The 26,603-nt window shown below is 56.8% G+C and carries 21 protein-coding genes and 1 pseudogene; 14 read left to right on the forward strand and 8 right to left on the reverse strand.

All coding sequences use genetic code 11. The annotated features are described in order from the left end of the window. Positions 1 to 11 precede the first annotated feature (11 nt). The 9 genes from OO306_RS02535 (at position 12) to OO306_RS02575 (ending at position 9,034) form a co-directional block, all read left to right on the forward strand. Positions 12 to 791, forward strand: a complete 780-nt coding sequence (locus tag OO306_RS02535; protein WP_265967666.1) for an ABC transporter substrate-binding protein — start codon at positions 12 to 14, stop codon at positions 789 to 791. A 61-nt stretch (positions 792 to 852) separates the two neighbouring features. Then, a complete protein-coding gene (locus OO306_RS02540) occupies positions 853 to 1,170 on the forward strand; it encodes a hypothetical protein (RefSeq protein WP_265967571.1) in 318 nt (105 codons plus the stop codon). Between the two features lie 237 nt (positions 1,171 to 1,407). After that, complete coding sequence (locus OO306_RS02545; protein ID WP_265967572.1) at positions 1,408 to 2,820, forward strand: cytosine permease; 1,413 nt, start codon at positions 1,408 to 1,410, stop codon at positions 2,818 to 2,820. 310 nt (positions 2,821 to 3,130) lie between these two features. Continuing rightward, a complete protein-coding gene (gene speB / locus OO306_RS02550) occupies positions 3,131 to 4,087 on the forward strand; it encodes an agmatinase (RefSeq protein ID WP_086976113.1) in 957 nt (318 codons plus the stop codon). A gap of 17 nt (positions 4,088 to 4,104) precedes the next feature. Then, positions 4,105 to 5,529: an APC family permease gene (locus OO306_RS02555; protein WP_265967573.1), complete on the forward strand. Its 1,425-nt coding sequence runs from the start codon at positions 4,105 to 4,107 to the stop codon at positions 5,527 to 5,529. Then, positions 5,526 to 6,356: a polysaccharide deacetylase gene (locus tag OO306_RS02560; RefSeq protein WP_265967574.1), complete on the forward strand. Its 831-nt coding sequence runs from the start codon at positions 5,526 to 5,528 to the stop codon at positions 6,354 to 6,356. The genes OO306_RS02555 and OO306_RS02560 overlap by 4 nt, the downstream gene beginning before the upstream one ends. A gap of 11 nt (positions 6,357 to 6,367) precedes the next feature. Further along, a complete protein-coding gene (locus OO306_RS02565; RefSeq protein WP_265967575.1) occupies positions 6,368 to 7,291 on the forward strand; it encodes an NAD(P)-dependent oxidoreductase in 924 nt (307 codons plus the stop codon). 14 nt (positions 7,292 to 7,305) lie between these two features. Continuing rightward, positions 7,306 to 8,031 (forward strand): SDR family NAD(P)-dependent oxidoreductase, encoded by a 726-nt coding sequence (locus OO306_RS02570; RefSeq protein WP_265967576.1) that lies wholly within the window; start codon positions 7,306 to 7,308, stop codon positions 8,029 to 8,031. Between the two features lie 67 nt (positions 8,032 to 8,098). Beyond that, positions 8,099 to 9,034 (forward strand): LysR family transcriptional regulator, encoded by a 936-nt coding sequence (locus tag OO306_RS02575; RefSeq protein WP_086976122.1) that lies wholly within the window; start codon positions 8,099 to 8,101, stop codon positions 9,032 to 9,034. 59 nt (positions 9,035 to 9,093) lie between these two features. Here the strand turns inward: OO306_RS02575 and OO306_RS02580 are convergent. From OO306_RS02580 to OO306_RS02590, 3 genes and pseudogenes are all read right to left on the reverse strand, one after another. Next, positions 9,094 to 9,596, reverse strand: a pseudogene (locus OO306_RS02580) (class II aldolase/adducin family protein); the annotation flags it as partial. A 713-nt stretch (positions 9,597 to 10,309) separates the two neighbouring features. Beyond that, the gene (locus OO306_RS02585) at positions 10,310 to 12,010 is read right to left on the reverse strand and encodes a penicillin-binding protein 2 (protein ID WP_265967577.1); all 1,701 of its coding nucleotides are present in this window, start codon (positions 12,008 to 12,010) and stop codon (positions 10,310 to 10,312) included. A gap of 25 nt (positions 12,011 to 12,035) precedes the next feature. Next, complete coding sequence (locus OO306_RS02590; protein ID WP_265967578.1) at positions 12,036 to 12,353, reverse strand: peptidoglycan-binding protein; 318 nt, start codon at positions 12,351 to 12,353, stop codon at positions 12,036 to 12,038. 112 nt (positions 12,354 to 12,465) lie between these two features. Between OO306_RS02590 and OO306_RS02595 the strand changes: the two genes are divergently transcribed. The 4 genes from OO306_RS02595 (at position 12,466) to OO306_RS02610 (ending at position 20,007) form a co-directional block, all read left to right on the forward strand. Beyond that, positions 12,466 to 13,377, forward strand: a complete 912-nt coding sequence (locus tag OO306_RS02595) for a LysR family transcriptional regulator (RefSeq protein ID WP_265967579.1) — start codon at positions 12,466 to 12,468, stop codon at positions 13,375 to 13,377. Between the two features lie 178 nt (positions 13,378 to 13,555). Further along, entirely contained in the window at positions 13,556 to 15,484 is a 1,929-nt protein-coding gene (mrdA, locus tag OO306_RS02600) for a penicillin-binding protein 2 (RefSeq protein WP_265967580.1), read from the forward strand. 40 nt (positions 15,485 to 15,524) lie between these two features. Further along, entirely contained in the window at positions 15,525 to 17,870 is a 2,346-nt protein-coding gene (locus tag OO306_RS02605) for a penicillin-binding protein 1A (protein WP_265967581.1), read from the forward strand. A gap of 403 nt (positions 17,871 to 18,273) precedes the next feature. Next, positions 18,274 to 20,007, forward strand: a complete 1,734-nt coding sequence (locus OO306_RS02610; protein WP_265967582.1) for an AAA family ATPase — start codon at positions 18,274 to 18,276, stop codon at positions 20,005 to 20,007. 295 nt (positions 20,008 to 20,302) lie between these two features. Here the strand turns inward: OO306_RS02610 and OO306_RS02615 are convergent, their stop codons facing one another. Further along, on the reverse strand, positions 20,303 to 21,247 hold the full coding sequence (locus OO306_RS02615; protein ID WP_265967583.1) for a hypothetical protein: 945 nt from the start codon (positions 21,245 to 21,247) through the stop codon (positions 20,303 to 20,305). A 430-nt stretch (positions 21,248 to 21,677) separates the two neighbouring features. Then, complete coding sequence (locus OO306_RS02620; protein WP_265967584.1) at positions 21,678 to 22,613, reverse strand: LysR family transcriptional regulator; 936 nt, start codon at positions 22,611 to 22,613, stop codon at positions 21,678 to 21,680. Positions 22,614 to 22,726: 113 nt separating this feature from the next. Between OO306_RS02620 and OO306_RS02625 the strand changes: the two genes are divergently transcribed. Then, positions 22,727 to 23,218, forward strand: coding sequence for a GNAT family N-acetyltransferase (locus OO306_RS02625; protein WP_182375342.1), 492 nt, complete (start codon positions 22,727 to 22,729; stop codon positions 23,216 to 23,218). Between the two features lie 21 nt (positions 23,219 to 23,239). Here the strand turns inward: OO306_RS02625 and OO306_RS02630 are convergent, their stop codons facing one another. From OO306_RS02630 to OO306_RS02640, 3 genes are all read right to left on the reverse strand, one after another. Beyond that, positions 23,240 to 24,157, reverse strand: coding sequence for a DMT family transporter (locus tag OO306_RS02630; protein WP_232535889.1), 918 nt, complete (start codon positions 24,155 to 24,157; stop codon positions 23,240 to 23,242). Between the two features lie 70 nt (positions 24,158 to 24,227). Further along, a complete protein-coding gene (locus OO306_RS02635; RefSeq protein WP_182375341.1) occupies positions 24,228 to 25,445 on the reverse strand; it encodes an MFS transporter in 1,218 nt (405 codons plus the stop codon). Continuing rightward, entirely contained in the window at positions 25,442 to 26,527 is a 1,086-nt protein-coding gene (locus OO306_RS02640; protein WP_265967585.1) for an alcohol dehydrogenase, read from the reverse strand. The genes OO306_RS02635 and OO306_RS02640 overlap by 4 nt, the downstream gene beginning before the upstream one ends. Positions 26,528 to 26,603 lie beyond the last annotated feature (76 nt).

Genomic DNA, 26,603 nt, shown 5'->3' on the forward strand with positions numbered 1-26,603 from the left:
ACGTCATGAAAATAAAAAAACTCTCCATCCTCTTCTCAAGTTCAACATTTGCGCTTTTCTTGGCCTCCCACGCCGGCGCAGCCGATAGCTTGCGCATTGGCATCGAGGCCGCCTATCCGCCCTTTGCATCGAAAACCGGTAACGGCGAGATCGTTGGCTTCGACTACGACATCGGCAATGCTCTGTGTGCGCAAATGCAGGTCAAGTGTCAGTGGGTCGAACAAGAGTTCGATGGGCTGATCCCCTCATTGAAGGTAAGGAAGATCGACGCCATTCTCTCGTCGCTGACCATCAGCGAGGAGCGAAAAAAATCCGTTGATTTCACCAATCGTTACTACCAAGCCGCCGGGCGAATCGTGATGAAGGAAGGGGCCGACCTGGGCACCCATTTTTCAGGACTGGCCGGTAAACGAGTGGGCGTGCAGCGAGCAGGCATTCACGACCGCTTCGCAACAGAAGTACTGGCGCCGATCGGGGCACAGGTCATTCGCTACGCCTCGCTGAATGAAGCCTACCTGGACCTGATTGCCGGGCGACTGGATGCGGTGCAAGGTGACGATGTGGCTGTGCAGATCGGGTTCCTTGATACCCCGAATGGCAAAGGCTACGCGTTCGCAGGTGAACCGTTGAGAGACCCTGAATACTTTGGCGAGGGTGTAGGTATCGCCGTGCGCAAAGGTGACAAAGGGTTAGCGGACCGCTTCAACCAGGCTCTAGCGGCCATCCGCGCAAACGGCGAATACAAAGCCATTCAAGATCATTACTTCAAGTTCGACATCTACGGCGAGTAAAAGACCAGCCTCACAGTTCGAATAAATTAAGGCGCTGATAACGATAAATAAGGCGGCCCTGATGAATCTTGACTCTCTGGAAACAACTGCTCTCAACGAGATGCTAGAGGCCTTTGAGCAGTGCTCTAGCGAAGTGATAGAACGCCAAGTAACTTCTTCAGGCTTCTTCACAGTCATAAAATGTGAAAGACCAATCTTACCTTTTACTCAGGAAAGTGAACGCACGTGGCAGTTCTCGCATCCTGACTTGATAGATGGTGGATTCTTCGTATGCTGGCCACTGAACGATGTTGAGCTTTGCCTTGAGGCTGTTTCTAACTCGGGGCGCTGGCCTTTAGAGGTCACCGCGATCCAAGCACCACACCCCCCTTTGCGATAACTAGTAAGACCGGTTGACGATGGCGCAGCCGGCCTTCTCTCCTCTTCGCCCCTTCAGTTAACAGAACCATAAAGCTGGCTTAACCAACTAAGCGTATACTGCTGCCTTTTTCGAGGATAACCTTCACTGGTAGCAACACACAATAAGTACAACGTGTACCTCGCTCAATTCGCTACTGCCCATCTCTTACGCCAACAAAAATTACGAGGACAGTTAAATGTCCCTTGGAGATAGCAAATGCCCACCTCTTCGGTTGAACCGCGTCAGCCCGCTTTGCTTGAAAAACGCTCTATCGACCCTATTCCAGAATCAGAACGACATGGCAGCCTCTATAGCCAATTCACGCTATGGCTCGGCTGCAACCTGCAAATTACCGCACTGTTGACCGGCTCCCTTGCGGTCGTTCTGGGCGGTGACGTGTTCTGGTCGCTGATCGGACTGTTGGTCGGCCAGATATTTGGCGGCGCCGTCATGGCCCTTCATGCCGCTCAAGGGCCGAAGCTCGGCCTGCCCCAGATGATCTCAAGTCGAGTCCAGTTTGGCGTATACGGGGCAACGATTCCTATCGTGCTGGTCGCCCTCATGTACCTGGGCTTCAACGCTACAGGCGCCATCCTCTCCGGCCAGGCCGTGGCGCAATTGGTTGGGGTGAGCAACAGTGGCGGCATTCTGATTTTTGCTGGGCTGACCATGCTCATGACGATCATGGGCTACCGCTTCATTCACATCGCAGGTCGCGCAGCGAGCGTGGTGGGTGTCATCGCGTTCTGCTATCTGTTTGTCCGCCTGACGATGACCAATGATATCGGCCAGCTCCTGGCAATTCGTCACTTTGACTGGGGTAGCTTCCTGCTCGCCGTGTCGCTTTCGGCTTCATGGCAAATCGCGTATGGCCCGTACGTCGCGGACTACTCTCGCTACCTTCCAAGCAAAACATCGCCTCTCAAAACCATTTTGGCTGTCGGGTTGGGCTCAGTGATCGGCGCGCAAGTTTCTATGGTACTTGGCGTGTTCGCAGCCGCGTTGGCCGGGGCCAGCTTCGCTGGTCATGAGGTATCCGTCATCGTAGGGCTCGGCAGCACGGGCCTGGCAGCAGCGCTGATCTACTTCAGCATCGCATTTGGCAAGCTCACCATCTCGACACTCAACGCGTACGGCAGCTTCATGTGCGCCGCCACGGTCATCAGCGGTTTCCGTGGCGATGTGGCAATCAGCGCGGCTCAAAGGGTTTGCTTTGTGTTGTGCATCGTCGGCGCATCCACGACGGTGGCATTGCTCGGAGAGGATTCGTTCATCGGAACCTTCAAATCATTCATATTGTTCCTGCTTGCCTTCTTCACGCCATGGAGCGCGATTAACCTTGTTGACTTCTACTTCATCAACAAGGAGCAATATAACCTCAACGCTTTGTTCGACCCCAACGGGCAGTATGGCCGCTGGAACATGGTGGGGATTGGCACTTACATCCTCGGTGTTCTGATCCAGATGCCCTTTATCTCGACCAGCCTGTACACCGGCCCCTTGGTCGAGAAAATGGGCGGAGTAGATATCTCCTGGATTATTGGGCTTATCATCCCCGGCGTTGTGTATTACATCTTTGCGAAACGAAACGTGTCGACTATGCCTGCCCAGGCACACCCCAATACTTAACAGCATGTGCACAAGCAGGCCACTAGCGCCTGCTTTGGCATCACTCAGCCCATCAATGATATAGCTACGCCGCCCACGGTTCACTTTCACTTTTGGATAAGCCAGCTTTCGTAATTGGCGATTTATTTGAGCGCAAGCTATTCATACTCTGGCCTGGCTAAAGAGTAACAACAAGAAAGCATACAGCATTGCCCCATCCTCCCGGGCTATTGCCTTGCCTGCCGTTATTACTCAAACGGTTTTACCTGTAACTCGCTCCTTAATGACAAACATAAAAAGTCGACCAATATAGGTCGACGTGGAGATCTACATGACTAACAAAAACCCACAGCCTATTGATGCGGCCCTGGTGCCACGCTTCGCAGGCATCCCCACGTTCATGCGGCTACCGGCCTTCGAAGACCCGACCCAGGTTCGTATTGGCTTGGTAGGTGTACCTTGGGATGGCGGTACCACCAACCGTGCCGGCGCACGCCATGGACCTCGTGAAGTGCGGAACATGTCCAGCCTCATGCGCAAGGTTCATCACGTGAGCCGCATCGCGCCCTACGACTTGGTCCGCGTCGGAGATCTAGGCGATGCGCCCGTCAACCCGATCGACCTACTCGACTCGCTGAAGCAGATCGAAGGGTTCTTCAGCAAACTGCACCAGGCTGGCGTCATCCCCTTGTCTGTTGGCGGCGATCATCTGGTCACCTTGCCGATCTTCCGTGCACTCGCCCGTCACCGCCCAATCGGTATGGTGCATTTTGATGCTCACTCCGACACCAATGATCGTTATTTCGGCAACAACCCCTATACCCATGGCACGCCCTTCCGCCGAGCGATTGAAGAAGGTCTGCTGGACCCGCGACGCACCGTGCAAATCGGCATTCGCGGCTCGATCTACTCTGCCGAAGATGAAGCATTCGCTGAGGAGTGTGGGATCCGAGTGATCCACATGGAGGAGTTCTGCGATCTCGGTGTGGAGGGCACCCTGGCAGAGGTTCGCCGAGTGGTTGGCGACGATCCTACCTACATCAGCTTCGACGTAGATGTCTTGGATCCGGCATTCGCACCTGGAACTGGCACACCAGAAATTGGCGGGATGACAACGCTGCAGGCCCAACAAATGATCCGCGGTCTGCGCGGTTTGAACCTGGTCGGTGCTGACGTCGTTGAGGTTTCCCCACCGTTTGACCTGGGAGGCGCCACAGCACTCGTCGGCGCAACGATGATGTTCGAACTGCTCTGCATCCTCGCGGATGCTCTGGCTGACCACGCCTAAGTCGAGGAGAAGCCATCATGAGCTTCAGCGACTTCATCGGTTACGACCGGCAGGGTGAGGTTCGAGAGATCGATACCACCCTGTCCAAGGGACGCTTGAGCACGCTCAACGTCTGTGCCAACACACTAGCCTTCAATGGTCCTGCGTGGGTCGGGGTATCGTCGATGCCCCTGCTTTACACGCTGTCTGGAGAACTGGCTCCACTGTCGATTCTCGCTGCGTACTTCTTCCCGATGATGGTGATCGCCTTCAGCCTTGTGTACCTGGTTCGAAGGGCGCCTGCAGCAGGTGGCGTGTTTGTGTTCAGCAAACGCTATCTGACACCAGGAGCGGCCACCATTCTTGGCTGGACGTACGTGATCATGTGCTTCAGCGTGACCGCGATGTGCGCGCTAGTCGGGGCGCAATACGCACAAAGCCTCCTCGGCCTTGATGGTTCAGCTCATACCGGGCAGGTCGTGGCCAGCACGATGCTCCTCGTATTCATGGTGCTGAATCTGAGGGGTGTTGAGGCTACTGCCAAAGTTGCCATCTGCTTGCTGGCCCTCGAACTCGCAGTGCTCTTGGGTCTGGGTTTGGCAGGCATCATCCATCCACAAGTACCCAGTGCAGGCGTGCTGAGCTCCTACCTGCCCTCGTCACTGGACAGCTTCTGGACGGCCATTGGCCCAGGCATGTTATTTGGGATGTGGATGCTCGCGCAGTTCGACTCTTCGATCAATTTCATTGAAGAGGCCAAAACCCCCGTGAGAACCATCCAGCGGTCATTCTTGCTGACGCTGACTGCAATGCTGGTGATCTACTCGATCGCAGCTATCGGCTGGAAAATGGCAGTCCCTGCCAGCACCCTCGCCGGCATGTTCGCCGACAGCGCACAAGCAATCGGCAGCATTGCACAGCTATACCTGCCCTCCTGGCTGCTTTGGTTACCGACCCTGGTAATCATCACGTCAGCTTGCAACTGTTTGAACATCTCGCTGAATGCTGGGGTTCGCGCAGGCTATCGCATGAGTCGCGATGGCGAGTTGCCGGCGGCGCTGGAGAAGTTAAACCCGAGGCGGGTTCCTGCGCGACTGACCGTGATTGGCACTGTCTGTGGGTTGGCAATGATCTGGGCGAAACCGGTGAGCGACTTGCAGTGGTACTACGATGTGGTGTCGATCACCATGATGATCTCCTACGGCACGATGATCCTCTGCTTCATCTTCGCGGTCTTTCGCGAGCAGCCGCTTGGTAAAGCCTTCGCAATGTCCGGCTTGCCAGCCTTGGCGCTGCTGACTCTCGCCTACATCGCCTACACCGCAGGCGCCCAACCTGCGGACCCTGCCTATCTCTATCACGCCTGGTACTGCGGCATCGTCATCATCGCCAGCGGTGCGGTCGTCCTCACTTACAACCGACTGCGCAGAAAGGCGCCTTCACAAAGGATCGTTTCCCCATGACCATGTGGCCTGATCGAAAACGTTTCGCTGTAACCCTGAGCTTTGACCTGGATGCTGAAACGGCATGGGAATCGTCCAGCCTGGATGGGCGCCGGCTGACCTTGCGCTCGATGGGCGCCTATGGCCGTCGCGTGGGTGTACCCCGCATTCTCGAGCTACTTGCGAAGTACGACGTCCGTGCCCAGTTCTACATCCCGGCCTTGATCGCCGAGATGGACCCAAATGTCGTTCGCGCAATCGCAGAAGCCGGGCATGGCATTGGCTGTCATGGCTATTTCCACGAACGCGTCGACGAACAAACACCAGAGCAGAACCTGCGCATCCTCCGCGATAGCAAAGCAGTGCTAGAGCGGACCATTGGACGCGAGGTGAATCACTATCGTGCTCCGGTTTGGGAAATCACGCCGGATGTCATCAGCTCACTGGTCGAGCTCGGGTTCAGAACCGATAGCAGCCTGATGGGTGATGACCGTCCCTATCTGGTAGGCGGCGAGCCAGGGCAACTTCTAGAGTTGCCGGTCAGTTGGGCGTTGGATGACTGGGAACAATTTGCCTACTCCGCGGAGCCTGCCGTGGGGGGCGTGATCGAGGCGCCGGACAAGGTCTTGAGTCTCTGGACCGCAGAGATGGAAGGCATGCGCGCGTATGGCGGCCATTTCATTCTCACCATGCATCCACAGCTGATTGGCAGGCCCTCAAGGCTCCTGATGTTGGAGCGCCTGATTCAATGCATTCAACAGCATGACGACGCCTGGTGGTGCACGCCTGACGACGTGTACGAACAGGTGCGCAAGGGCGCGCTGGATCTGCCCGTTCACCCCTACTGAGAGGTGTCCCCATGAATGTTCTCGTGACAGGGTCCAATGGCTTCCTTGGACAAGAAGTCGTGCGTCAGCTTCTAAGGCAAGGTCACCGCGTGACTGGCTATGATCGCAGCCTGACCTGTGCAATCGAAGCAGCTGACTACCAATATCGCCAGGGCGATCTGATCGACCTGGCCAGTCTGCTGGAAACCTTTCAAACCCAGAAGTTTGATGCTGTCATCCATACGGCAGCAATCTCCCACCCCGTTGATTCGCGGCGCATCCCTCTTCAGACCGTTTTGACCAACGCGCTGGGCACTACTCACGTGCTGGAAGCAGCACGCCTGAGCGGAACACCGCGAGTCGTGAACCTCAGTTCCGAATGTGCCTACGGCAATAACCAAGCACTCGGCGTGATCGACGAGTCGGTGCCGCTACAACCTACCACTCCCTACGGCTGCACCAAGGTATTCACCGAAAAGCTTGGCCAGGTCTACACCGACCTCTACCAGGTCAGTGTTGTTTCACTGCGCCCGGGCTGGATCTACGGGCCGGGCCAATTCATGCAGTGCTATCTCAAGGACTTGCTACGTGCAGCCATCGATGGAGAGCCACTCGCTGAAGCCGCTGGCGGTGATTACCGCCTGCAATACGTGCACGTTACGGACGTCGCAGCGGCCTGCCTACTGGCGGCGACCGTTGAAGATGGTCGATTGACTCAGCGCGTGTTCAACGTCACCGCCGGCGAGCAAGAGAGCTATTCCTCAGTTGCCGAGCGCGTGCGCGCTCTATATCCGGCAGCGGACATTGCCATCGGCCCCGGCACGATTGACGTCCTCGATGAGAATGCCCGGTTCGACATCACCGCAGCACGTGAACAGCTCGGTTACCACCCTGAGTTTCTGTTAAGCGACGGCTTGGTGACCTACGCACGCTGGCTCGAAAACCATCCCTACTGATCGGGAACCGCCCCATGAAAACCTACCTTGTGACAGGCGCCGCCAATGGTATCGGCCGCGCTATCGCCCTCGCCTTGGCTGAAACTGGCGACACGGCAGTGTTGAATGATCTTAGCTTCAGCCATGAGCTTGAATCGCTGGTCCAGGAACTGGAATCCAAAGGTGTCACAACTCGTATTGCGTTAGGTGACGTCTCGTCGCCGGCGACGGTGAAGCACGCCTTCAGCGGATTGGAACGACTGGATGTGCTGGTAAACAATGCTGGCATCCTGAGCGAAGCGCCGATCACCCAGATGGCGTTCGAACAATGGGACCTGATGATACGCGTGCATCTGTACGGCACCTTCCTGTTCGCGCAGGAAGCCGCTCGACTCATGACCCGACAAGGCAGTGGCGCCATCATCAATATTGCCTCTGACCTTGGCCAGCTGGGCTGCGCCAATCTGTGTCACTACTGCGCAGCAAAAGGTGGGATTATTGCTTTCACCAAATCGCTAGCCAGAGAACTCGCGCCCCATGCCGTGAGAGTGAACGCGGTGGCCCCTGGTGGCACACTTACACCAATGGTCGAGCGACTTGGGCCGGCCTACGTGAAAGAAGAAGCGGCACGATATCCACTCCAACGCCTCGGGACCGCAGACGAGATCGCTCATACAGTGGTGTTCCTTTCCTCCGAGAAAGCCAGCTTCACCACAGGCCAGGTACTGGGCGTGAACGGCGGCGGCGTGATGAACGGGTAAGGTCTGCTCATCAGCCCTGCTATCTCGGTAGCAGGGCTTCAAAAAGCCCACACGACTAGAGGTGGTCATGCTTGGAAATCTAAATGACGTGGATCTGCGGATGCTCCGCACGTTCTGCACGATTGTTGAAGCTGGGGGGTTCACTGCAGCCCAGACCCGTTTGAACATGAGTCTGCCGCGGCTGAGTGTCGTGATCCGCGACCTCGAGATTCGTGTGGGTTACTCGTTGTGCAAACGGGGAAAGTCCGGCTTTCAGCTCACAGAAGAAGGTTTGGCCACCTACAGCGCTGCCCAGGAACTCTTTGCCGATATTGAACGCTTTCGACAAAGAACAGTGGAGGTGAACGGCCGTAGCCAGGAACACCTTCAGCTGGGTACCGTAGACAGCTTGGCAACAATGCCGGAGAGCCCTCTACCAAATGCAATTGCCCGTTTTCGCAAAAACCACCCAAGGATTCGCCTGCAGCTGCATGTGATGCGTCCCGATGAGTTGGAGCAAGCAGTCCTGGAAGAACGCCTGCATTTGGCGATCGGGGCCTTTCACCATCGGCTCTCAGGCCTGGACTACAGGCCGCTGTTCAACGAGGAGCAGAACCTCTACTGCAGCAGTGATCATCCGTTCTTTGAACGAGCAGATGAAACACTCTCCATCGAAGAGATCAGTGCTTCCGACTATGTGGATCGCGGCTACGTCGCAGAAAACCGCCGGCCTTACGAACTGCGCTTCAACAACATGATCAGTGCCTTCTCGATGGAGGCCATCGCACTGCTGGTTTTCTCGGGGACGTACATCGGCTACCTCCCATCCCACTATGCGAAAACCTGGGTCGAACAAGGGCGTCTGCGAGCGATTCTTCCGGATCGGCTCGCCTACACTTCAGCGTTTCACTGCATCACTCGGCAAGGCATGGACTTGCAGACAGGCTTGGCCAGCTTCCTCAACATACTCACAAGTGTCAATCAGCTATCTGCGAGTGAACCTCCGATGCCGGCAAGCACCTGACCGATCAGTGGAGGGTGCGACGATCGCTGCCCCCATTGATGCTGCGGGATATTCCCGATTCAGTTGCGGTAGTCGGGAGCTAATCGGTCTAGCATGCGCAGCAAGGCCTTCCAGGCCAGGGTAGCCGCATCGGGATCTGACAACTCACCTTTCAACTCGCGCTGCGGCTCATTGAATTGTCGCTCTGTATGGGCGCAAATTTCATGGCTATGCAACAGCAACTGACCAGCCTGCTGAGCCGCGAGCTGTATCTCACAGGCTTTTTCCAGGTAGTACATTCTGATGAACGCTTCCCCACGGTGCGTCCTCCCGTCAGCAGGCCGTGGTTACGCAAGATCATCACGTTCTTGTCTTCCAGATACGCGACCAGACGTTGTTGCTCATCGAGGTCCAAGGCAGCTCCTTCATAGTGGTGATAGGCAACCTTGCCGTAGAACTCCATGGACATCTGATTCACGGGCAGTAAACCGCACTCCAGCGCAGCAACCGCACAGCCGGCGCGAGTATGGGTACGCAGTACGCATTGAAGATCGTGGCGCGCACGGTGGATAGCACTGTGGATGGATCCTCATCGTCGACCTGCCTCTCACCACCCTCTTCTTCGTTCATCAGAGGATCGTCGTCAGGGTCAGGAATGATAGGACGGTCTGGATCTACTGCTAGATCAGGCGACGTCGGTGCATCTGGATTGGTACCACCTTGTACTCTCGTATCGGTGCTCCTCACTTCGTAGCACGGCAGGAAGCGGGAAGCTGGATGAGCTTAGCGTCTTTCGACGAAACGCAGAAGCCGCGTGGCTTGTCACCGACGAAGGCGATGGACGAACCTGGTTAGTAACCCCCGACTACCAAAGAGTCGCAGCCTTCAAGAAACCGGCAACCGATCCCAAGCCCAGCATCTTCTCGGGCCGGCTGCAAGGCAAGACTAGGCTTGTGGAAGCCTTGCGCGTCGGTCGCGGAAAGCTGAGCTGGCCGCACGCAGATGCGTAAAAGGACAGAGTCATCTAACGCATTCAGGCAGTTATGTAGGGATGTCGTGACTTAAATGAGTCAGATTGTCGATGGAAAATCTGTTAACTGATATTCGCCGAGGGTCGACTACTGCCGTTATCGAATAGAAGCTATTGGCCGATTGTTGCCTTTCGCGAAAGGCCGCTATGGGTCGATAGCTGCCGACCGAGGTTGACCGCTATCGACCCATTCAGCCGTTCGGCATGTGGCCAAAATCGAGCAAGGATAGACGGCCACCCCTACCTCGTCGGGGCCTGAGCCTGGATCAGGGAAGATTGTCCGGGGCGATGTTGTACAGCCGAAGCGCCTGCGCCATGACCTTGCTGAAAACCGGTGCCGATACCAGCCCACCGAAATAGCCGTGCCTGGACGGGTTGTCGATCATCACGACCACCACAAATTTCGGCGCGGCGGCAGGTGCGAACCCGGCGAACATCGCCCTGTACGCCTTGTGCTGGTAGCCCTTGTTGGTGGCGCTGGGCCGCCTGGCGGTACCGCTCTTGCCGCCTACGTGATAGCCCGGCACCTTGGCGCGATAAATGCCCCTGGGTGCTTCGACCACCTGTACCAGCATGCGCTTCAGCGCATTGGCCACCGCTGCAGGCATCGCCTGACTTGCCTGCGCGGGTTCGCTGACACGTAACAGCGAGACAGGCACACTTCTGCCGCCATTGACCAGGGTCGCGTAGGCCTTGGCCAGCTGCACGGCGGTGACGGAAACTCCGTAGCCGTAGGACATCGCTGCGGTTTCGGCGTCCCGCCACTGGCGTCGGGTGGGCAGCACGCCCGAACGCTCCCCGGGGAACGCCGTACCGGTCGTTTGCCCTAGGCCGACGCGCTGCAGCAGGCCATGAATCTTCTCGCCGCCAATGTCGAATGCCACCTGGCTGATCGCAACGTTGCTGGAACGCACCAGGATCCCGGTCATGTCCAACCGCTCGCCTGCGGTGCGCGAGGCATCACGGATGGTGAACCTGCCAACCTTCAGGCTGCCGGTTTTCACCAGCACGGTGTCGGACGGTTTCCAGCGCCCGCTTTCCAGTGCAGCGGCAACCGAGAACGGTTTCATCGTCGATGCAGGCTCGAACACGTCCACCAGCGCCCGGTTTCGCATCGCTGATGGGCTGGCCTGTGCACGGTTGTTGGGGTTGTAGGTGGGGTAGTTGGCGAGTGCCAGCAGCTCCCCGGTCTCGACATCAAGGATCACGACACTTCCCGCGTCGGCACCATTGTCGGTCACGGCCTTCGCCAACTCGCGGCTCGCCAGGTACTGCAAGCGTATGTCCAGGGACAGCGCCAGGTCCTGCCCCTGTTTTGCAGGCCGGCTCACGCCCAGGTCCTGAATCACCTGCCCCCTGCGGTCCTTGACCACATGCTGCCTGCCGCTGACCCCAAGTAGCCCCTGATCGTAGGCCAGTTCCACGCCTTCGCTGCCGTTGTTGTCGATATCGGTAAAACCAACGACCTGCGCGGCGATGGCACCTGCAGGATAGAAGCGTCGCGACTCCTCCAGGCTGTAAATGCCCTTGATGTGCTGTTGCTGGACGACCTGCAACACCTGCCCGGCCCGTTCAGGGGGCAGTCGCCTGCGCAGGTAGAAAAACGCCTTGTGCCGGTTTTGCGCAAAACGCTTTTCGAGCGTCGCAAGCGGCATCTCCAACGCCTGGGCGAGCAACGGCCATCTGGCCTTCTCGGCGGACAGTTCACGCATGTCAGCCCATAGGGTAACCACGGGGGTGCTGACAGCCAGCGGGTGTCCGGCACGGTCCGTGATCACCCCTCGGGGCGCAGGATGGGTCAGATAACGCAGGCTGCGCGCATCACCCTGCTGGCGGAGGAAGGCATTATCGACAATTTGCAGCTCGACAATGCGCCAGCACAGCGTAAAAGCAAGGATAAGTACAAGGCCGACCACGACCCTGAACCGCCACGGATAACCGGGCAGCGCTCTAGAAGGGGCACGCATGAAGATACTCACTCACAGCGATTGATCAAGGCATCAGCCAGGCGGGCGGTTCAATACCGAGCCATTCCAGCAATTGCACATTGACACTCCCGGTCAACGGCAACGCATGGTCCAACTGCAGCAAGTAGATGGCCTCTTGTGTTTCGCTGCCAAACAAACCATCGATATCGCCTTGATAATAGTGTTGCCCCTGCAGCGCGACTTGAAGTTCGCTAATCAGTTGCTTGCCAAGCGGCGTCATTACACTGCCGTGCGGCTCATCTTGCGGCGGGATGGCCGCGGCATTCAACGTACTGACCGCCATAACCAGCAGGAGACCCGCAACAACTTTGCTTCCTTTCATACGTACACATTTACCGGCCCGGCCAAGTAGCGGCTCAAGCACTTGTTGAATAATTGTCGGGGATTGTCCGCACCTCTATACTATTAATCAATCAACTATCAGGATATCTGATATGAATACTTTTGATATCGAAAATGTCGATCTGAATCTGCTCAGGGTTTTTGTCGCGCTGATCGAGGAAGGCGGCGCCAGCCGCGCGGCCATACGCCTGGGCGTCACGCAGCCTGCGGTCAGTGCCGCACTTGGCCGCCTGCGTGAGATCTACGCCGACCCGTTGTTCGAGCGCACCGGCCGTGGCCTGCGCCCGACCATGCGCGCCAACGAGCTGGCACCGCTAATTGGCGAAGCCCTCAATTGCTGCCGGCAAGCCCTTGCACTTTCGGGCGGTGACCAGGACATCAAGGGCAGGACGATCACCCTCGGTTTGTCCGATGACACTGAAATCGCCCTGGGCCAAAGCCTGGTATCGCAGATCGACGAGCACCTGCGTGGCTTGCGCGTGATTTTTCGGCAGACCCACAGCGGCCTGGTCCAGGACATGCTAATGCGTCACCAGATAGACATCGCCGTGTCGGCCGGCGGGCTGTCGTCGCCGCTGATTGTCCGGCACCGCCTTGGCCGAGGTAATTACCTGGGCATTGCCGATGCCAACAACACGCTACCCACCACCGCCGAAGACTACGCCCAGAGGCCCCACTTGCTGGTCTCGTCGGCGGGTTTCGTCGGCATCGTCGACGAAGGCTTGAATGCCGTCGGCTACAAACGCCGTATCCACGCCTCGACCTCGCATTTTGCCGCAGTGCCGTTTCTGCTGATGGGCTCGAAACTGATCACCACGGTGCCTACACATGCGGCACGTGCCATGGAAAGGGTCAGCACGCTGCAAACGTTCCATTGCCCCGTGCCCATGCCCTCCTATGACCTGGAAATCGGCACGCGAGTGGGCAGCAAGCACGACAGCACGCTGCAAACGGTCAAGGCGATGATCATCGAACTGGTGGATAAAACCTTTTGCCTGGCCTGAGCCCGCCCCCACCCGTTTTGATCCGCATGCGTTCGGATTCATTCACTGGACAGCCCTTGTGTGACATCAGCCTGATTGATATCAGATAGCCCGAAGTGTGCATTGATGAATACTTCACGCCCCTTAGAATAAAAAACCCAAGAGCGTAAGACCTGCAAAAAGCGGTAAGTATTTCCAGATGACACATCCCACCGAATTACAGGACAGGGAAGCCAGCCACAGGATTGTAAAAACAAGAATTATCTCCAGCGCCGTACTGGTCATGGCCCTGACAACCGCACTGGTGTGTCGGTTGTACTTCCTGCAAGTCACTCAGCATGATCTACACGTTGCGGTCGCAGAAAAAAACCGCGTGCATGTCCGCCCACTCCCGGCAACACGGGGCATTATCTATGACCGCAACAACGTCGTGCTGGCCGACAATATCCCCACTTTCAACCTGACTATCACCCGCGAACGAGCTGGCGATACCAAGGCCGTCGTCAGCCAGTTGTACCAGGTGCTTGGCTTGACCGCTGCACAACGCGACAAGGTAGACCGGGCCTTGCACCGCAGGAGCAGAGCCTTCGAGCCCGTCGTCTTGATGACGGACCTCACCGAACAGCAGATCGCACGGTTGGCAGTGAATCAATTTCGACTGCCGGGGGTAGATGTTCACGCGCAGTTTTCGCGGGTGTACCCGCTGGCCGAACACTTTGCCCATTCGGTGGGTTATGTCGGGCGCATCAATGAAAAAGAATACCGGCAACTCGATCACGCAAAGTACCTGAACACGGAACAGATCGGAAAAACCGGCATCGAGCGCTTCTATGAAAACGCCCTGCATGGCCAGATGGGTTTCGAAGAAGTGGAAACCAATGCGCAAGGCAAGGTGATCCGCGTGCTGGGCCGTCACAACCCGACCCCGGGCCAGGACATCGTGCTGACGATCGATGCGTCACTGCAAGGTGCTGCCGAGCAGGCCCTGGGAGACCGCCGTGGCGCTGTGGTCGCACTGGACCCGGCAACTGGCGATGTCCTGGCCATGGTCAGCCGACCCAGCTTCGACCCCAACCCTTTCGTTAAGGGCATCACGGCCCGGGATTACTCGGCCTTGCGCGATTCAGCCGACATGCCGCTGTTCAACCGCGTGCTACGCGGTCTCTACCCCCCGGCCTCAACCATCAAACCGATGGTAGTGGTTGCAGGGCTGGACAGTGGCGTCATCACCCCTTACCAGCGGGTATTCGACCGTGGCTATTACGAGCTGCCCAATTACCGGCACAAGTACCGCAACTGGAATCGCGCAGGCGACGGGTGGGTCAATATGTTCGACGCGATCATGCGTTCCAATGACACCTACTTCTACGACCTGGCCCACAGGCTGGGTATCGAGCGGTTACACAGCTACCTCACCGCGTTTGGCCTGGGGCAGCGGGTCTCGATCGATCTGTTCGAGGAAGCGCCCGGGCTGATGCCCTCCCCGGCATGGAAACGCGCCACCCGCCGCCAGCAGTGGTACCCCGGCGAAACGCTGATCGCGGGCATCGGCCAGGGCTATGTGCAGATGACGCCTCTGCAAATGGCCCAGGCCACCAGCCTCATTGCCAGCAGAGGCATCTGGCATCGGCCGCACCTGGCGCTGTCGATTGGTGGGCAAAAACCGGCCGACCCACACCCGCTGCCCAACATCACCCTCAAGGATCCGGACACCTGGCGCGAGGTGGTAAAGGGCATGGAGATGGTCATGCACAACCCGCGCGGTGCCGGGCGCCGGGCATCCCAGGGCGCGCCATACCGAATAGCCGGCAAGAGTGGCACGGCACAGGTCATCGCGATCAGGCAGGGCGAGCGCTACAACCGTAACAAGACCCGTGAACGCCACCGTGATAACGCACTTTTTGTCGGTTTTGCCCCCGCGCAACGCCCGGCCATCGTGGTCGCCGTGATGATCGAGAACGGTGAAGCCGGGGCCCGGGTCGCAGGGCCGGTGGTCAGGAAGGTCATGGACGCCTGGCTACTCGATGCACACGGGCAGCTGAAGCCGGAATTCGACGCCCCGACTGCCCTGCAGAACGCCTCGATTCTCGAGCCGCCAAGTACCGATACGCGCATTGGGGTTCTCTGACCCGCTTACCGGTATCTAAATCCCACTAAAGGAGCGACGAATGCGGCTTTCAAAGGCCCTGGGCTGGTGTGCCTTGTCACTTGCCAGCGTGCTGGTGCTTGGTGCAAGCGGCACCTATCTGTACCTCAACCCGCAATTGCCCGATGTAGAAACCCTCAAGGCCGTGCAACTGCAAGAGCCGCTGCAGGTATTCAGCGCAGAAGGAAAGCTGATCGCCGAATTTGGTGAAATACGCCGTATCCCCCTGCCCTCCGCACAAATCCCCGGCGACTTCCTGGCAGCCTTCATGGCTGCGGAGGATGCCAACTTCTACCATCACCGTGGCGTCGAACCTACAGGCCTGCTGCGTGCGGCCATGGAGTTGATCAGGAACGGCCACGTCCGCTCCGGCGGCAGCACGATCACCATGCAGGTGGCCAAGAACTTCTTCCTGAGCAAAGAGAAGACGTTCTCACGCAAACTGACCGAAATACTGCTGGCCTTGCGCATTGAACGCACATTGACCAAGGATGAAATCTTCAACCTGTACGTCAACAAGATATACCTGGGCAAGCGGGCCTATGGCATCGCAGCCGCCGCGCAGATCTATTATGGGAAGCCGGTATCCCAACTGACCCTGGCGCAGACCGCGATGATCGCGGGCTTGCCCAAGGCGCCCTCACGGTTCAACCCTATCAATAACCCGGCAAGGGCGAAACAACGCCGCGACTGGATTCTGGGGCGAATGTACGCGCTGGGAAGCATCGATCAGGCCCGCTACCGCGCCGCGCTGGAGGCCCCCGTGACCGCGCATTATCACGCGCCTGAACCGGAGGTCAGTGCCCCCTACATCGCCGAAATGGTCAGGGCCCAGATAGTCAGCCGCTTCGGGGATGACGCCTACACGCAAGGCTTTCGCGTGGTGACGACTGTCTCCGGCACACTGCAGGAGGCTGCCAACGCTGCGTTGCAGAACGGTTTGAAAACCTACGACAAGCGCCACGGCTATCGCGGCCCCGAAAGCCATCTCACGGGCAGCCTGAGCCCGGCATGGCTGGGAAGGTTGAAAGGGTATCCGGTACTGGGCGGCCTGGAAGCTGTGGCGGTGACGAAGGTCTACGCCAACCGCATCACCGTGGTCGACCAGGCCGGCCAGCAACACGACGTCGCCTGGCAGACGATGGCGTGGGCCCGGCCCTTCATCAACCACAGTGCACTGGGGCGCCAACCGGCACGGCCTGCAGATATCGTCGTCCCAGGCGATGTGATCCGCGTTGAGCGGGCAGGCTCTCAGCCTTTCGCTTTCAGCCAGGTGCCCGACGTTCAAGGCGCGCTGGTGTCGGTAGCACCGGACAATGGCGCGATCAAGGCCCTTGTCGGCGGCTTCGATTTTAACCAGAGCGGTTTCAACCGCGTGGTACAGGCCAAACGGCAACCGGGCTCAAGCTTCAAGCCCTTCATCTACTGTGCGGCGCTCGACAACGGCTATACGCCGGCGAGCATCGTCAACGACGCGCCCATTGTGCTGGGCAGCGACTACTCGGGGCCGGCATGGCGCCCACAGAACGAAAACCGCACCTTCCTCGGCCCCATTCGCCTGCGCGAAGCGCTGTATCGTTCCAGAAACATGATTTCGATACGCCTGCTGCAAGCCATGGGCATCGATCCGACCATCGACTACATCACGCGTTTTGGTTTCGACGTCAACGACATGCCGCGCAACCTTTCCCTTGCCCTGGGCACAGCGTCCGTTACCCCCATGGCGGTGGTCGGCGGCTGGAGCGTGCTCGCCAACGGCGGCTACAAGGTCACGCCCTTTTTCATCGACCGAGTCGAGGACCGCTCAGGCCGAGTTGTCTTCAAGGCCGCCCCGCGTTCCGCGCCCAGCGCCCGCAACTCTGCACCCGAAGCGGTGGCTGAACAGGTCGTGGACAGCCGTACGACCTACCTGCTCACCAGCATGCTCCAGGATGTCATCAAGCGGGGCACAGGTCGCGCCGCTTCCGCCCTGCATCGCCCCGATATCGCGGGCAAGACGGGCACCACCAACGAAGCCAAAGACTCCTGGTTCACGGGCTATAACGGCAACTACGTGACGAGCGTCTGGGCAGGTTTCGATAAGCCGCAAAGCCTGGGGCGCAGGGAATGGGGGGTGACCATCGCACTGCCTATCTGGATGGACTACATGCAGGTGGCACTTGCCGGGACAGCGCCTTACTCGCAGCCGGCGCCTGATGGGGTTGTAACCCGGCTGATCAACACGGCAGACGGGACAGCGGCATCGGCGCACGGGCCGCAGACGGCAATGGAAGTGTTCAAGGCCGAGAGCGCGCCGGCGATGAGCACCACGCAGGGTAGTGACCCATCGCTGAAGGACACGCAGCAAACCTTGCAGGACCTGTTCTGATACAGGTCGAAGGGGTCCACGCGAATGCTTTGGACCGCTTCTGTGCCTGCCGCTACAGTGCGCTGTCAGCGCGCCATTAGCAGCTTTCGTTAATTGGAAGGTGTTAGAGCGGGGCCAATGAGGCCCTAAGCAGGAGCAATTTGCTACGCGGTTGAACTGAAATTGCCATAGCCGCCTTTCTCCTAAGGCAGCTATGGGTCGAAGGCAGTCGTTCGCGACTGACCGCTTTCGACCCTAAGCAGCCCTTCACAAAGGGCCGTAGTCGGCCAGAAGCGGACTTGTACAATACACGGCTGCCGACCACAGACAGACTGTTGCGCACTGCTAGTATCATGTAGTAGCGTTGTGCCATTCGCAAATGGCTGGTTCCGGCCGCTCGAAATATAATTTCTCAGAGCAAAAAATGCTTAAGTCAATCACGATTCGCCGATTTAAAAACCTCAGAGATGTAGAGATTCCACTGGAACGCATAAATATCCTTGTAGGTACAAATAATTCCGGAAAAAGCAGCATCCTTCAAGGGATAGCTTTTGCTGTAAGCATCGCTCAGACATCTAAACTTCAGGGTGAGGTAACCACTCTTTCTCCTGAGCAATTAATTTATACTCCTCTCCGAGATGTTTCAGCCCTTGCCTTTGGCGGAGATTTGAAACAGAGCAGGCAGCGTGCGATTGAAATTTTATTCAATCAGGAAACCGTAGACCCTCAAGGTCAGAGAATAGTTTCCAATACGTCAGTTGAAATTAGGCGTGGAAAGAACAAAAACATTGCTTTGAGTGTAGATGACGGCGGCCTGAAAGAAGATATCTCATCCCTTGACAATCAGTTTGCAATGTATGTGCCCGGCTTGGCTGGGATTCCTTCCTCAGAGCCTTATAGGACGCCTGCCGCACTACGAAAAGCAGCTGCCCGCGGTGATGCTAATGCCGTCTTGAGAAACATTCTTTGGAGTCTCAAGTCTGACAATGAAGCCTGGGAGGTATTCAGTGAACACCTTTCGCGCGTTTTTCCGGAAATCGTTGTCAACCCAAAATTCGATCCTAACGTGGACGAATTTGTTGACGTCTTGATAGAAAGGCAGGGTGTCAAGCTACCTATTGACGCAGCAGGTACCGGTTTTTTGCAAACAGTACAAATTCTCGCCTACGCTGCCAAATACAAACCCAAATTGCTTCTCCTAGATGAACCGGACTCTCATATCCACCCTGATAGACAGCGCCAGTTAATGAGTCTCCTATCTGAACTGGCGGAGAAAGATGATTTTCAAGTAATTGTAGCTACGCATTCTAGGCATTTACTAGACGTCCCAGGCGCCTATTTTCATTGGATGGCGCAAGGAAGTCGTGTGAACATTGAGCCAGACGAAAGCAGTCGACTACGCATATTAACGGACCTAGGCGCCCTAGATAGCGGCGATAGGCTCAAAAATGGAAATATAGATGTTGTTGTTTTAACTGAAGATAGCGATCAAAAATTCCTCAAGATCCTCATGGCCTCTTCAGGAGCAGAGGAAGAAAGAATTCAAATTTGGTCGTACTCTGGATGCACAAAAATAGACGCAGCGGTAACCTTGTGCCGCTTTATTCAAGATCACGCACCTGGAACAGAGGTGCTTGTTCACCGAGATAGTGACTATCTGACAGGCGAAGAAATAAATCAGCTGAAGGATATTTTTTCTGCAAAAAATATCCGGATCTTCCTCACTCAAGGAACGGATGCTGAATCACACTTAATTAACGTCCAGCATATTCAAGAATTCTATCCTCAGCTATCGGAGCTCCAAATCAATCAGGCCATTGAAGAAGCCACCGAGGCAGTTAGAGAATACTCTGTCAAGACGCTTGCTAAAAATCTCCTAAGAGAAGAAAAGGCGAGGAGAAAAGCAATTGGCGATAATGGTGAACCAGACATTGTTGCGTTGGCAGATCAGGCTCGGGCTGATTTCGCTGGTTGCTCTGAAAGATGGCGCCATGGCAAGAAAACCTTGGGGCAACTCAAGGCAAAACTTCAGGTCACGCTTGGTGAGAACCTCAATATTGCTCGTCCTTCAACTTACTTAGCTGTAGAGGTTCTCGCAGATGCCATTAGAGCAGTTCGAGAGCGAAGAGCAGCGCACCAAGTAGACCGTCAAGCTTGACGCGCTTTGGGCTGCGGATTCAACAAGCCAGATGAGGTTGGTCTTGACCAGTAACTATCGGTCGCAGTCTTTGGTGACAGGCAGAGATTGGCCAATTGCTGCCTTTTTCCACCGGCAGCTAAGGGTCGATAGCGGCCTGTCCCGACTGACAGCTATCGACCCAAAGTACCCTTCACCACTGATCAGCTAACGGCCAGAAGCGGACATTGGGCCACACACGGTGATATATTCCGGGCATACCAGTCCAACGTCATATACGTTGCTCGCTAGCGATCAGTGCTTCACTTGGTCATCTTTATACACTTACCAGCTTGGCCAGCGTTTTTGGCGGGCGCTTAGTGATTTCATCAACCAATCGATTTAGCTTTATCTCACGGTCTGGATTAGTCCTCGAACCGTCAATAAAGACCCTAGCTATATTCGAAACTAGTTCATGGGCCACTTCCACGATAGACTCCATTGACAACCCAACGTTTGAGCCGCCCTTAAGGTAGTCCAAGCCATTAACATTGTACACCTTGTAACCGCCAACGCTGCACACCGGCTGCGCTGTTGCATTGATAATATCTACAAAGTAATCATCTTTAATGCCAGGCAGTTTCCCGCACTCATCAAGCTCGTGATCAATTAGACTTTTGAAAACCGACGCATTCAAAAGACGATCATTTGGCTTTCCTATATATACATACGGAATGGATATTTCTCGATTTCCGAGCATAGCTTTGGGCGCATATGACATGACCACAGTATTGTGTTTTAAATAGTTATTTAGTACGTAAACCTCATGGAATTTCCCAATGAACAGGAAATCATAAGCCTTCAAAAACGCTTTTTTGCAATCCTCATAGAAGTCGCCACGGTATTTTTGAGGCGAACTCAGAACCCCAATAGAATTTAACTTGAATATTTTATCAATTTCAGCACTGAGCTTCTCATCTTTTTTTAGCGGCACATACTTGGCCTTTCCCTGAGAATTTGTTCCGATGTGAGAAAACACCACCCACCCATGGTAGTACTCAGTAAGTATTGAGAGGTTATGAATAAGTGCATCTAGATCATAGGAAAACTTCTCATCAGTGACGTAGAAGTAGGGACCGCTTGCTTGGTCATCCAACCCTTTCTCGACTTTCTTGGTGAGATGCAGCACTTTTTTTAACTGGTACTCTAAGGCATTTTCACAGCTTGCCTTGAATACATAATGATCATCATTACTTAAGATTTCAGAGATGGGGATTAGCATTATAAGTCCTTTTAGAGCTACATGTGTTCAAGCAACATAGCAAAGTGCCGCTCTCTCGTCCATAAGACTCGCTCATTGCTGGAGACTGTGCAATAGGTCGCTTCGTGGGCACAGTCCCCAGTAAACCACGCCGAGAAAATTGTTGACGCTTGTAGTGACAAATACCAGCCGACTATGATCACCGAGCCAACCCAAACAGCTCTATAACGTGCCCCCCACAATCAGATTTCTCTAACAGAAGCAGCAAGTCGGGTAAAATCGCTCCTAATTTTGAAGACGGATCCAGCTCACAACTTTTGGCGGGCCTCTGCTTTTGCCACTGACCGCTTTGGGTCGAAAGCGGCCGGTCATCAATGACCGCTTTCGACCCATAGCAGCCCTTCGCGAAAGGCAGCCAACGGCCAATAGCAGACGCTGACTGGATCAGCGATTACTGGCTCGTACTATCCGGTTCATTGAGCAGTAGGCGCAACTGCTCACGAATCCAACGATGTCCTGGAGTGCTAGCGTAGCGAGCATGGAACAGCGCTTTGAGGGTGTAGCGCGGCGATGCAAACGGAGTGTCGTGCACAGCAAAGTGCGAGCCATGGAACAACTGCGCAGCAACGCGGCGAGGTAGTGTCAGCAGCAGTTCTGAGCCGTCCAAAAGCAGCGGCACCACCGCGAAACTGGGTACTTGCACCGCCACATGGCGAGTGAGCCCCTGCCGGGCTAAGGCCGCATCAATCACGCTGCCAGCATCAGTCCATGGCATGACAACAACATGCCGGGCGCTCAGATACTGATCGAGAGACAACGCCGACCCGATGCTTGCATGGGCGCTGCTGGCCACAACAACATAATCGTCTGTGAAGCCCTCAAGAGCTTCGACACCTTCGTACGAGGCACTGTACTCATCGGCGAACCCCAGCACGAACTGTGCGCGCCCCATAGCCAAGTCATCCAATGAATCCCTGTGACTTGAGCTGATGACCCTGAGCTGAAGGTGAGGTGCTAGCTGCTCCAACCTGGCAATCAGCCCTGGTAGTACCGCGAGCGAGGTCACGTCGGATGCTGCAAACGTGAAGGTCTGGTTGCTCGTGGCTGGATTGAACGGCCCCGAAGCCCCCAGCCCTGACGACAGAAGCCGCAGGGCTTCACTTACGGCCCCTGCTAGCTGCTCCGCCTGCGCCGTAGGCTGCATGGCACTGCCGTAGCGAACGAAAAGCTCATCAGAGAGGGCTTGGCGCAATCTGGAAAGCGCATGACTACAGGCCGATGGGCTCATTGCGAGCTCTTCAGCTGCTGCTGTGACGCTGCGGTTTCGATAAAGCGAGTCGAAAACTAGCAGCAAATTCAGATCCAGCCGGCGCAGGTTCAGATGCATGGTGTGCACTTTGCCCTGAAAAGAATGCAGTTCCCGCATTTTAGACCGATCTTATACTTGCGGTACAAGCGCCACCACGCATGGCTATTGGCGCAGCAACAGGATTGATTCAGATGACTACACCCACTTTCCGGCAAGCAACGCCCTGCGACACGGATCGCTGCTTCCATATCGAAACCATCGCTTATGAGGGAGATGAAGCGGCGACCCACGAGAAGATCGCAACTCGGATCGCTCAGTACCCGGAGGGCTTCCTGATCCTGGAGCTGGATGGCGAGATCGCTGGTTTCATCAACAGTGGCTGCGCCCATGAAGTCGTGATGTCCGACGAAGCCTTCAAAGAGCTCGTCGGCCACGATGCTGCGGCGCCAAACGTTGTCATCATGTCGGTGGTGCTTGAACCTGCCCACCAGGGCAAGGGCCACTCAACCCGACTGATGCGCCAGTTCATCGAGCAGATGCGCGCAATGGGCAAAAAAACTATTCACCTGATGTGCAAGGAACGGCACGTCGACCTGTACAAGCACTTTGGCTATCGCTACGTGAAACCTTCCCCATCCGACCATGGCGGGATGTCGTGGCACGAAATGGTCATGGAGCTGTAAACCCATTCCGCCAGGCAGGGACTAGCGGCTCGGTTCTTCTCCTCCGGTCGAACTACGTCCCTGCTGCCCCGCCTTCGCTTTCAGCGTGACCCAGGCAACACCGCCCAGAGTGATCAGCGCCGATATCCCGCCAATCCACGAGATTTCCTCGTTTAGGATCAGCACGCCTAGCACGGCACTCAGCACCGGCACTGACAGTTGCACCGCGCCTGCGCTGATAGCGGTCATGCGGACACGAACCCAGTACCAGATCGCGTAACCGATGGCCGATGCCAAGCTGCCAGACAGCACGGCATAGGTCATTCCCAAGGTATCGACACTCAGGTGTTCGCGCTGGACAAGCATCAGGATCAGCGTAAGGGGAACAGCCCACAGGAAACTGGAGGCCGTGTTGGATATGGGCGAATCGGAAGCTCGACCCAGCAAAGAAAAACCGCCCCAGGCAAATCCAGCCACGGCCATCAGCGCCGCGGCTGATAACGATGGCGCCGAGGCGGAGGGTGCAAGAAAGGCAGCAATCCCGCCCAGTGCAATCAGGACACCCAATAAACTTGTTCGCTCACCTTTGCAGTAGCCGTAGGAGATCATCAGCAACTGAGCCGAGGCGAACAGCACCAACGCGCCTGCGCCCGTGCTGATATCGCGGTAAGCGAAGGAGAACGCGGCTACGTAGGTAAACAGCAAGACAGCTGACCACCAGCCTGTTTGACTGGACTTCAGCTTTGCACCCTGCAGCATCGCAATGATCAGCAGGGTCAGCGCACCAGAAATCACCCGGATGGCGGTGAACGATGTGGCGTCGATGGCAGTGGTCTGGAACGCGGCTCGCGTCAGTAGTGAGTTGACTGCAAACGCCACCATGGCCAGGCTAGTCATGGCGACAACAAGCATCAGCCCGTTGGCTGTGCCTCCGCCATGAGCACTATTCTTGGCATCCATACTCGCACCTCTTTCTTATTGTTGAAGTCGTGAATGTGTCCACGTCGGTGACGTAGATTCGAATGCTTCTTCAGCGCCTACGTACGGTCGCCGCTAGAGCCACTGAAGCCAGGGCAAGCGGCGCTAGGGATACCCACAGAACGGTGTCCCAACCAAATGCCGACAACAGTCCTCCAGACGCGAACGACCCAATCGCCATCAAGCCGAAAACAATGAAGTCGTTGAGCGACTGCACTCGTGTTTTCTCTTCAGGGAGGTGGCACTCGAGGACGAGCGCGGACGCTCCCAGGAATCCGAAATTCCATCCCAGGCCGAGCAGGATCAGAGACAAGTGGAAGTGCACAACCTCAATGCCGCTCAAACCAACGGCAGCAGATAGCCCCGTCAAGGCCAAGCCAAAGGTCGCGACCCGTATGGCACCGAAGCGGGTGATGAGGTGGCCAGTGAAGAAGCTAGGGGCATACATGGCGATGACGTGCCACTGCAGCCCCAGGTTGGCCGAAGTCTGGGAGTGTCCGCAGTGATGCATCGCCAGGGGCGCTGCCGTCATCAGGAAGTTCATCAACATGTACGAGACAGAGCCGCAGATGACCGCCGCGATGAAGCGCGGCTGCCGAGCAATCGAGCCTAGCGAACGGCCTCCCGCGATCTCTGCCGCGGTCGGCATAGGCAACTTCACGCCGAGCAGTATCAAGGCCGATATGGCTGCGACGGCGGCCTGTACCAGGAAGGTGGCGGCGAACAGGTACGGAGGCCAAAGATCCATTGTCCAGGTCACCAGCTGCGGGCCCACTACGCCGGCGGCCACACCTCCCGCCATCACCAGCGACAGCGCACGAGCCCGTCGCTCAGGCGCCACCCCGTCAGCTGCAGCGAAGCGGAATGACAGAACTACTGCCGCGTAGCAGCCACCCAGGAATGTCGCCAGGCAGAACAGCCAGAACGATCCGAGGATGACAGCGAGCATGGCCGCCAGTCCGGTGAGCACTCCAGCCCCCGTACCTGCCAGGAACGCAGCACGCCGACCATAGCGACGAGCCAGGGCGCCCATCGGGAAAATACAGGCGGCCATACCCACTACGAAAATCGAGATGGGCAGCGTCGCGAGTGCAGCCGAAGGAGTGAGCATGTCACCCACGATGGCTCCAGTGGCGTAGACCACCACCGCATTGGCACCGGCCAGCGCCTGAGCGATGGAAAGCCGCCAGATGTTCCCGCTCTGCTCGCTGTCGGAAAGCAGCAAGGAGTCGTCGTGTTGCAGGGCAATGTTGGAGCAGGTGTTGGTCATGGGTGCTGTGCGCTCTTCTCTTGCTCACTTCCGGCATCCGAGGTGGATGAGCTGTTGTGTTTCCGGTCGACGGTCAAGACCATGCGGAATTTGACATCACCTGACTTCATCCGCTGATAGGCCTCATTGGCTTGCTCGAAAGGCATCACCTCAATCCTTGGGCGCACGCCAGCCAGCACACTGAAATACAGCGTCTTTTCGTTCTCATAAGGCGTTCCGGTGATCGAGCCCAGCAAGCTGCGCTCACCTACGACCAGATGACCGGTGGATACCGGCAGCGGATCCTTGCCGGCCCCCAGGAGTATCAGGCGGCCTTGCGGTGCCAGGGCTGGCATGAGCGCCGAGACGGTTGCAGGGACACCGATGGTCGTGACGATGGCATGCGCACCGCCCATGTTCTTCAGCGTCTCGGCCGCATCAGCTTGGTTGGCGTCGATGTAGGCATGGGCGCCCAGATCCAGCGCGTCCTGCTCGATATCGCTACCGCGGCCAACGGCGATCACGCGAAAGCCCATACGACGTGCGTACTGCAGGGCCATGTGACCAAGACCACCGATACCGAGAATGGCAACGGTATCGCCGGCTTGTGCACCGGACTTTTTCAGCGCGTTGAACGTGGCAATGCCTGCGCAGAGAATTGGCGCGGCTTCCTCTGCACTCAACTCATCGGGGATCGACACGAGCCCTGAGGCACGGGCAATCATCATTTCGGCATAGCCACCATCGCAGGAGGCCCCCATGAAGGGCTGGTTCTGGCAGAGCTGGAAGTTTCCCTGGCGGCATTGGCTGCACTCATTGCAATGTCCACCCAGGCGCCCGATGCCTACCCGTTGACCAACCCGCCAGATCGAAGGGACGTGCTCACCCAGCGCAGCAATTCGACCAACCACCTCATGGCCAGGTACACGCGCAGGCTGCAGCGTTGGATCGGCCCCCTCGATGTCGCCGGCATCAGCGCCACAAATGCCACAGGCTTCAACCTCGATCAGTACCTCCCCAATACCGGGAGTTGGCGTTGCACGCTCCACCAGCTCGAGAATCCCTGGACGGCTGACTTGCATGGCGCGGTAGGTGGTGGTCATGGTCATCGCTCCTTCAGTGAAAAACGGGAAAGACATCCAGCTAAGGCGCATGCGTCTTAGCTGGTATAGGGCTGGT

Origin of the sequence: Pseudomonas sp. DCB_AW (genome assembly GCF_026240895.1) — a bacterium.
Lineage (GTDB): Bacteria > Pseudomonadota > Gammaproteobacteria > Pseudomonadales > Pseudomonadaceae > Aquipseudomonas > Aquipseudomonas kermanshahensis.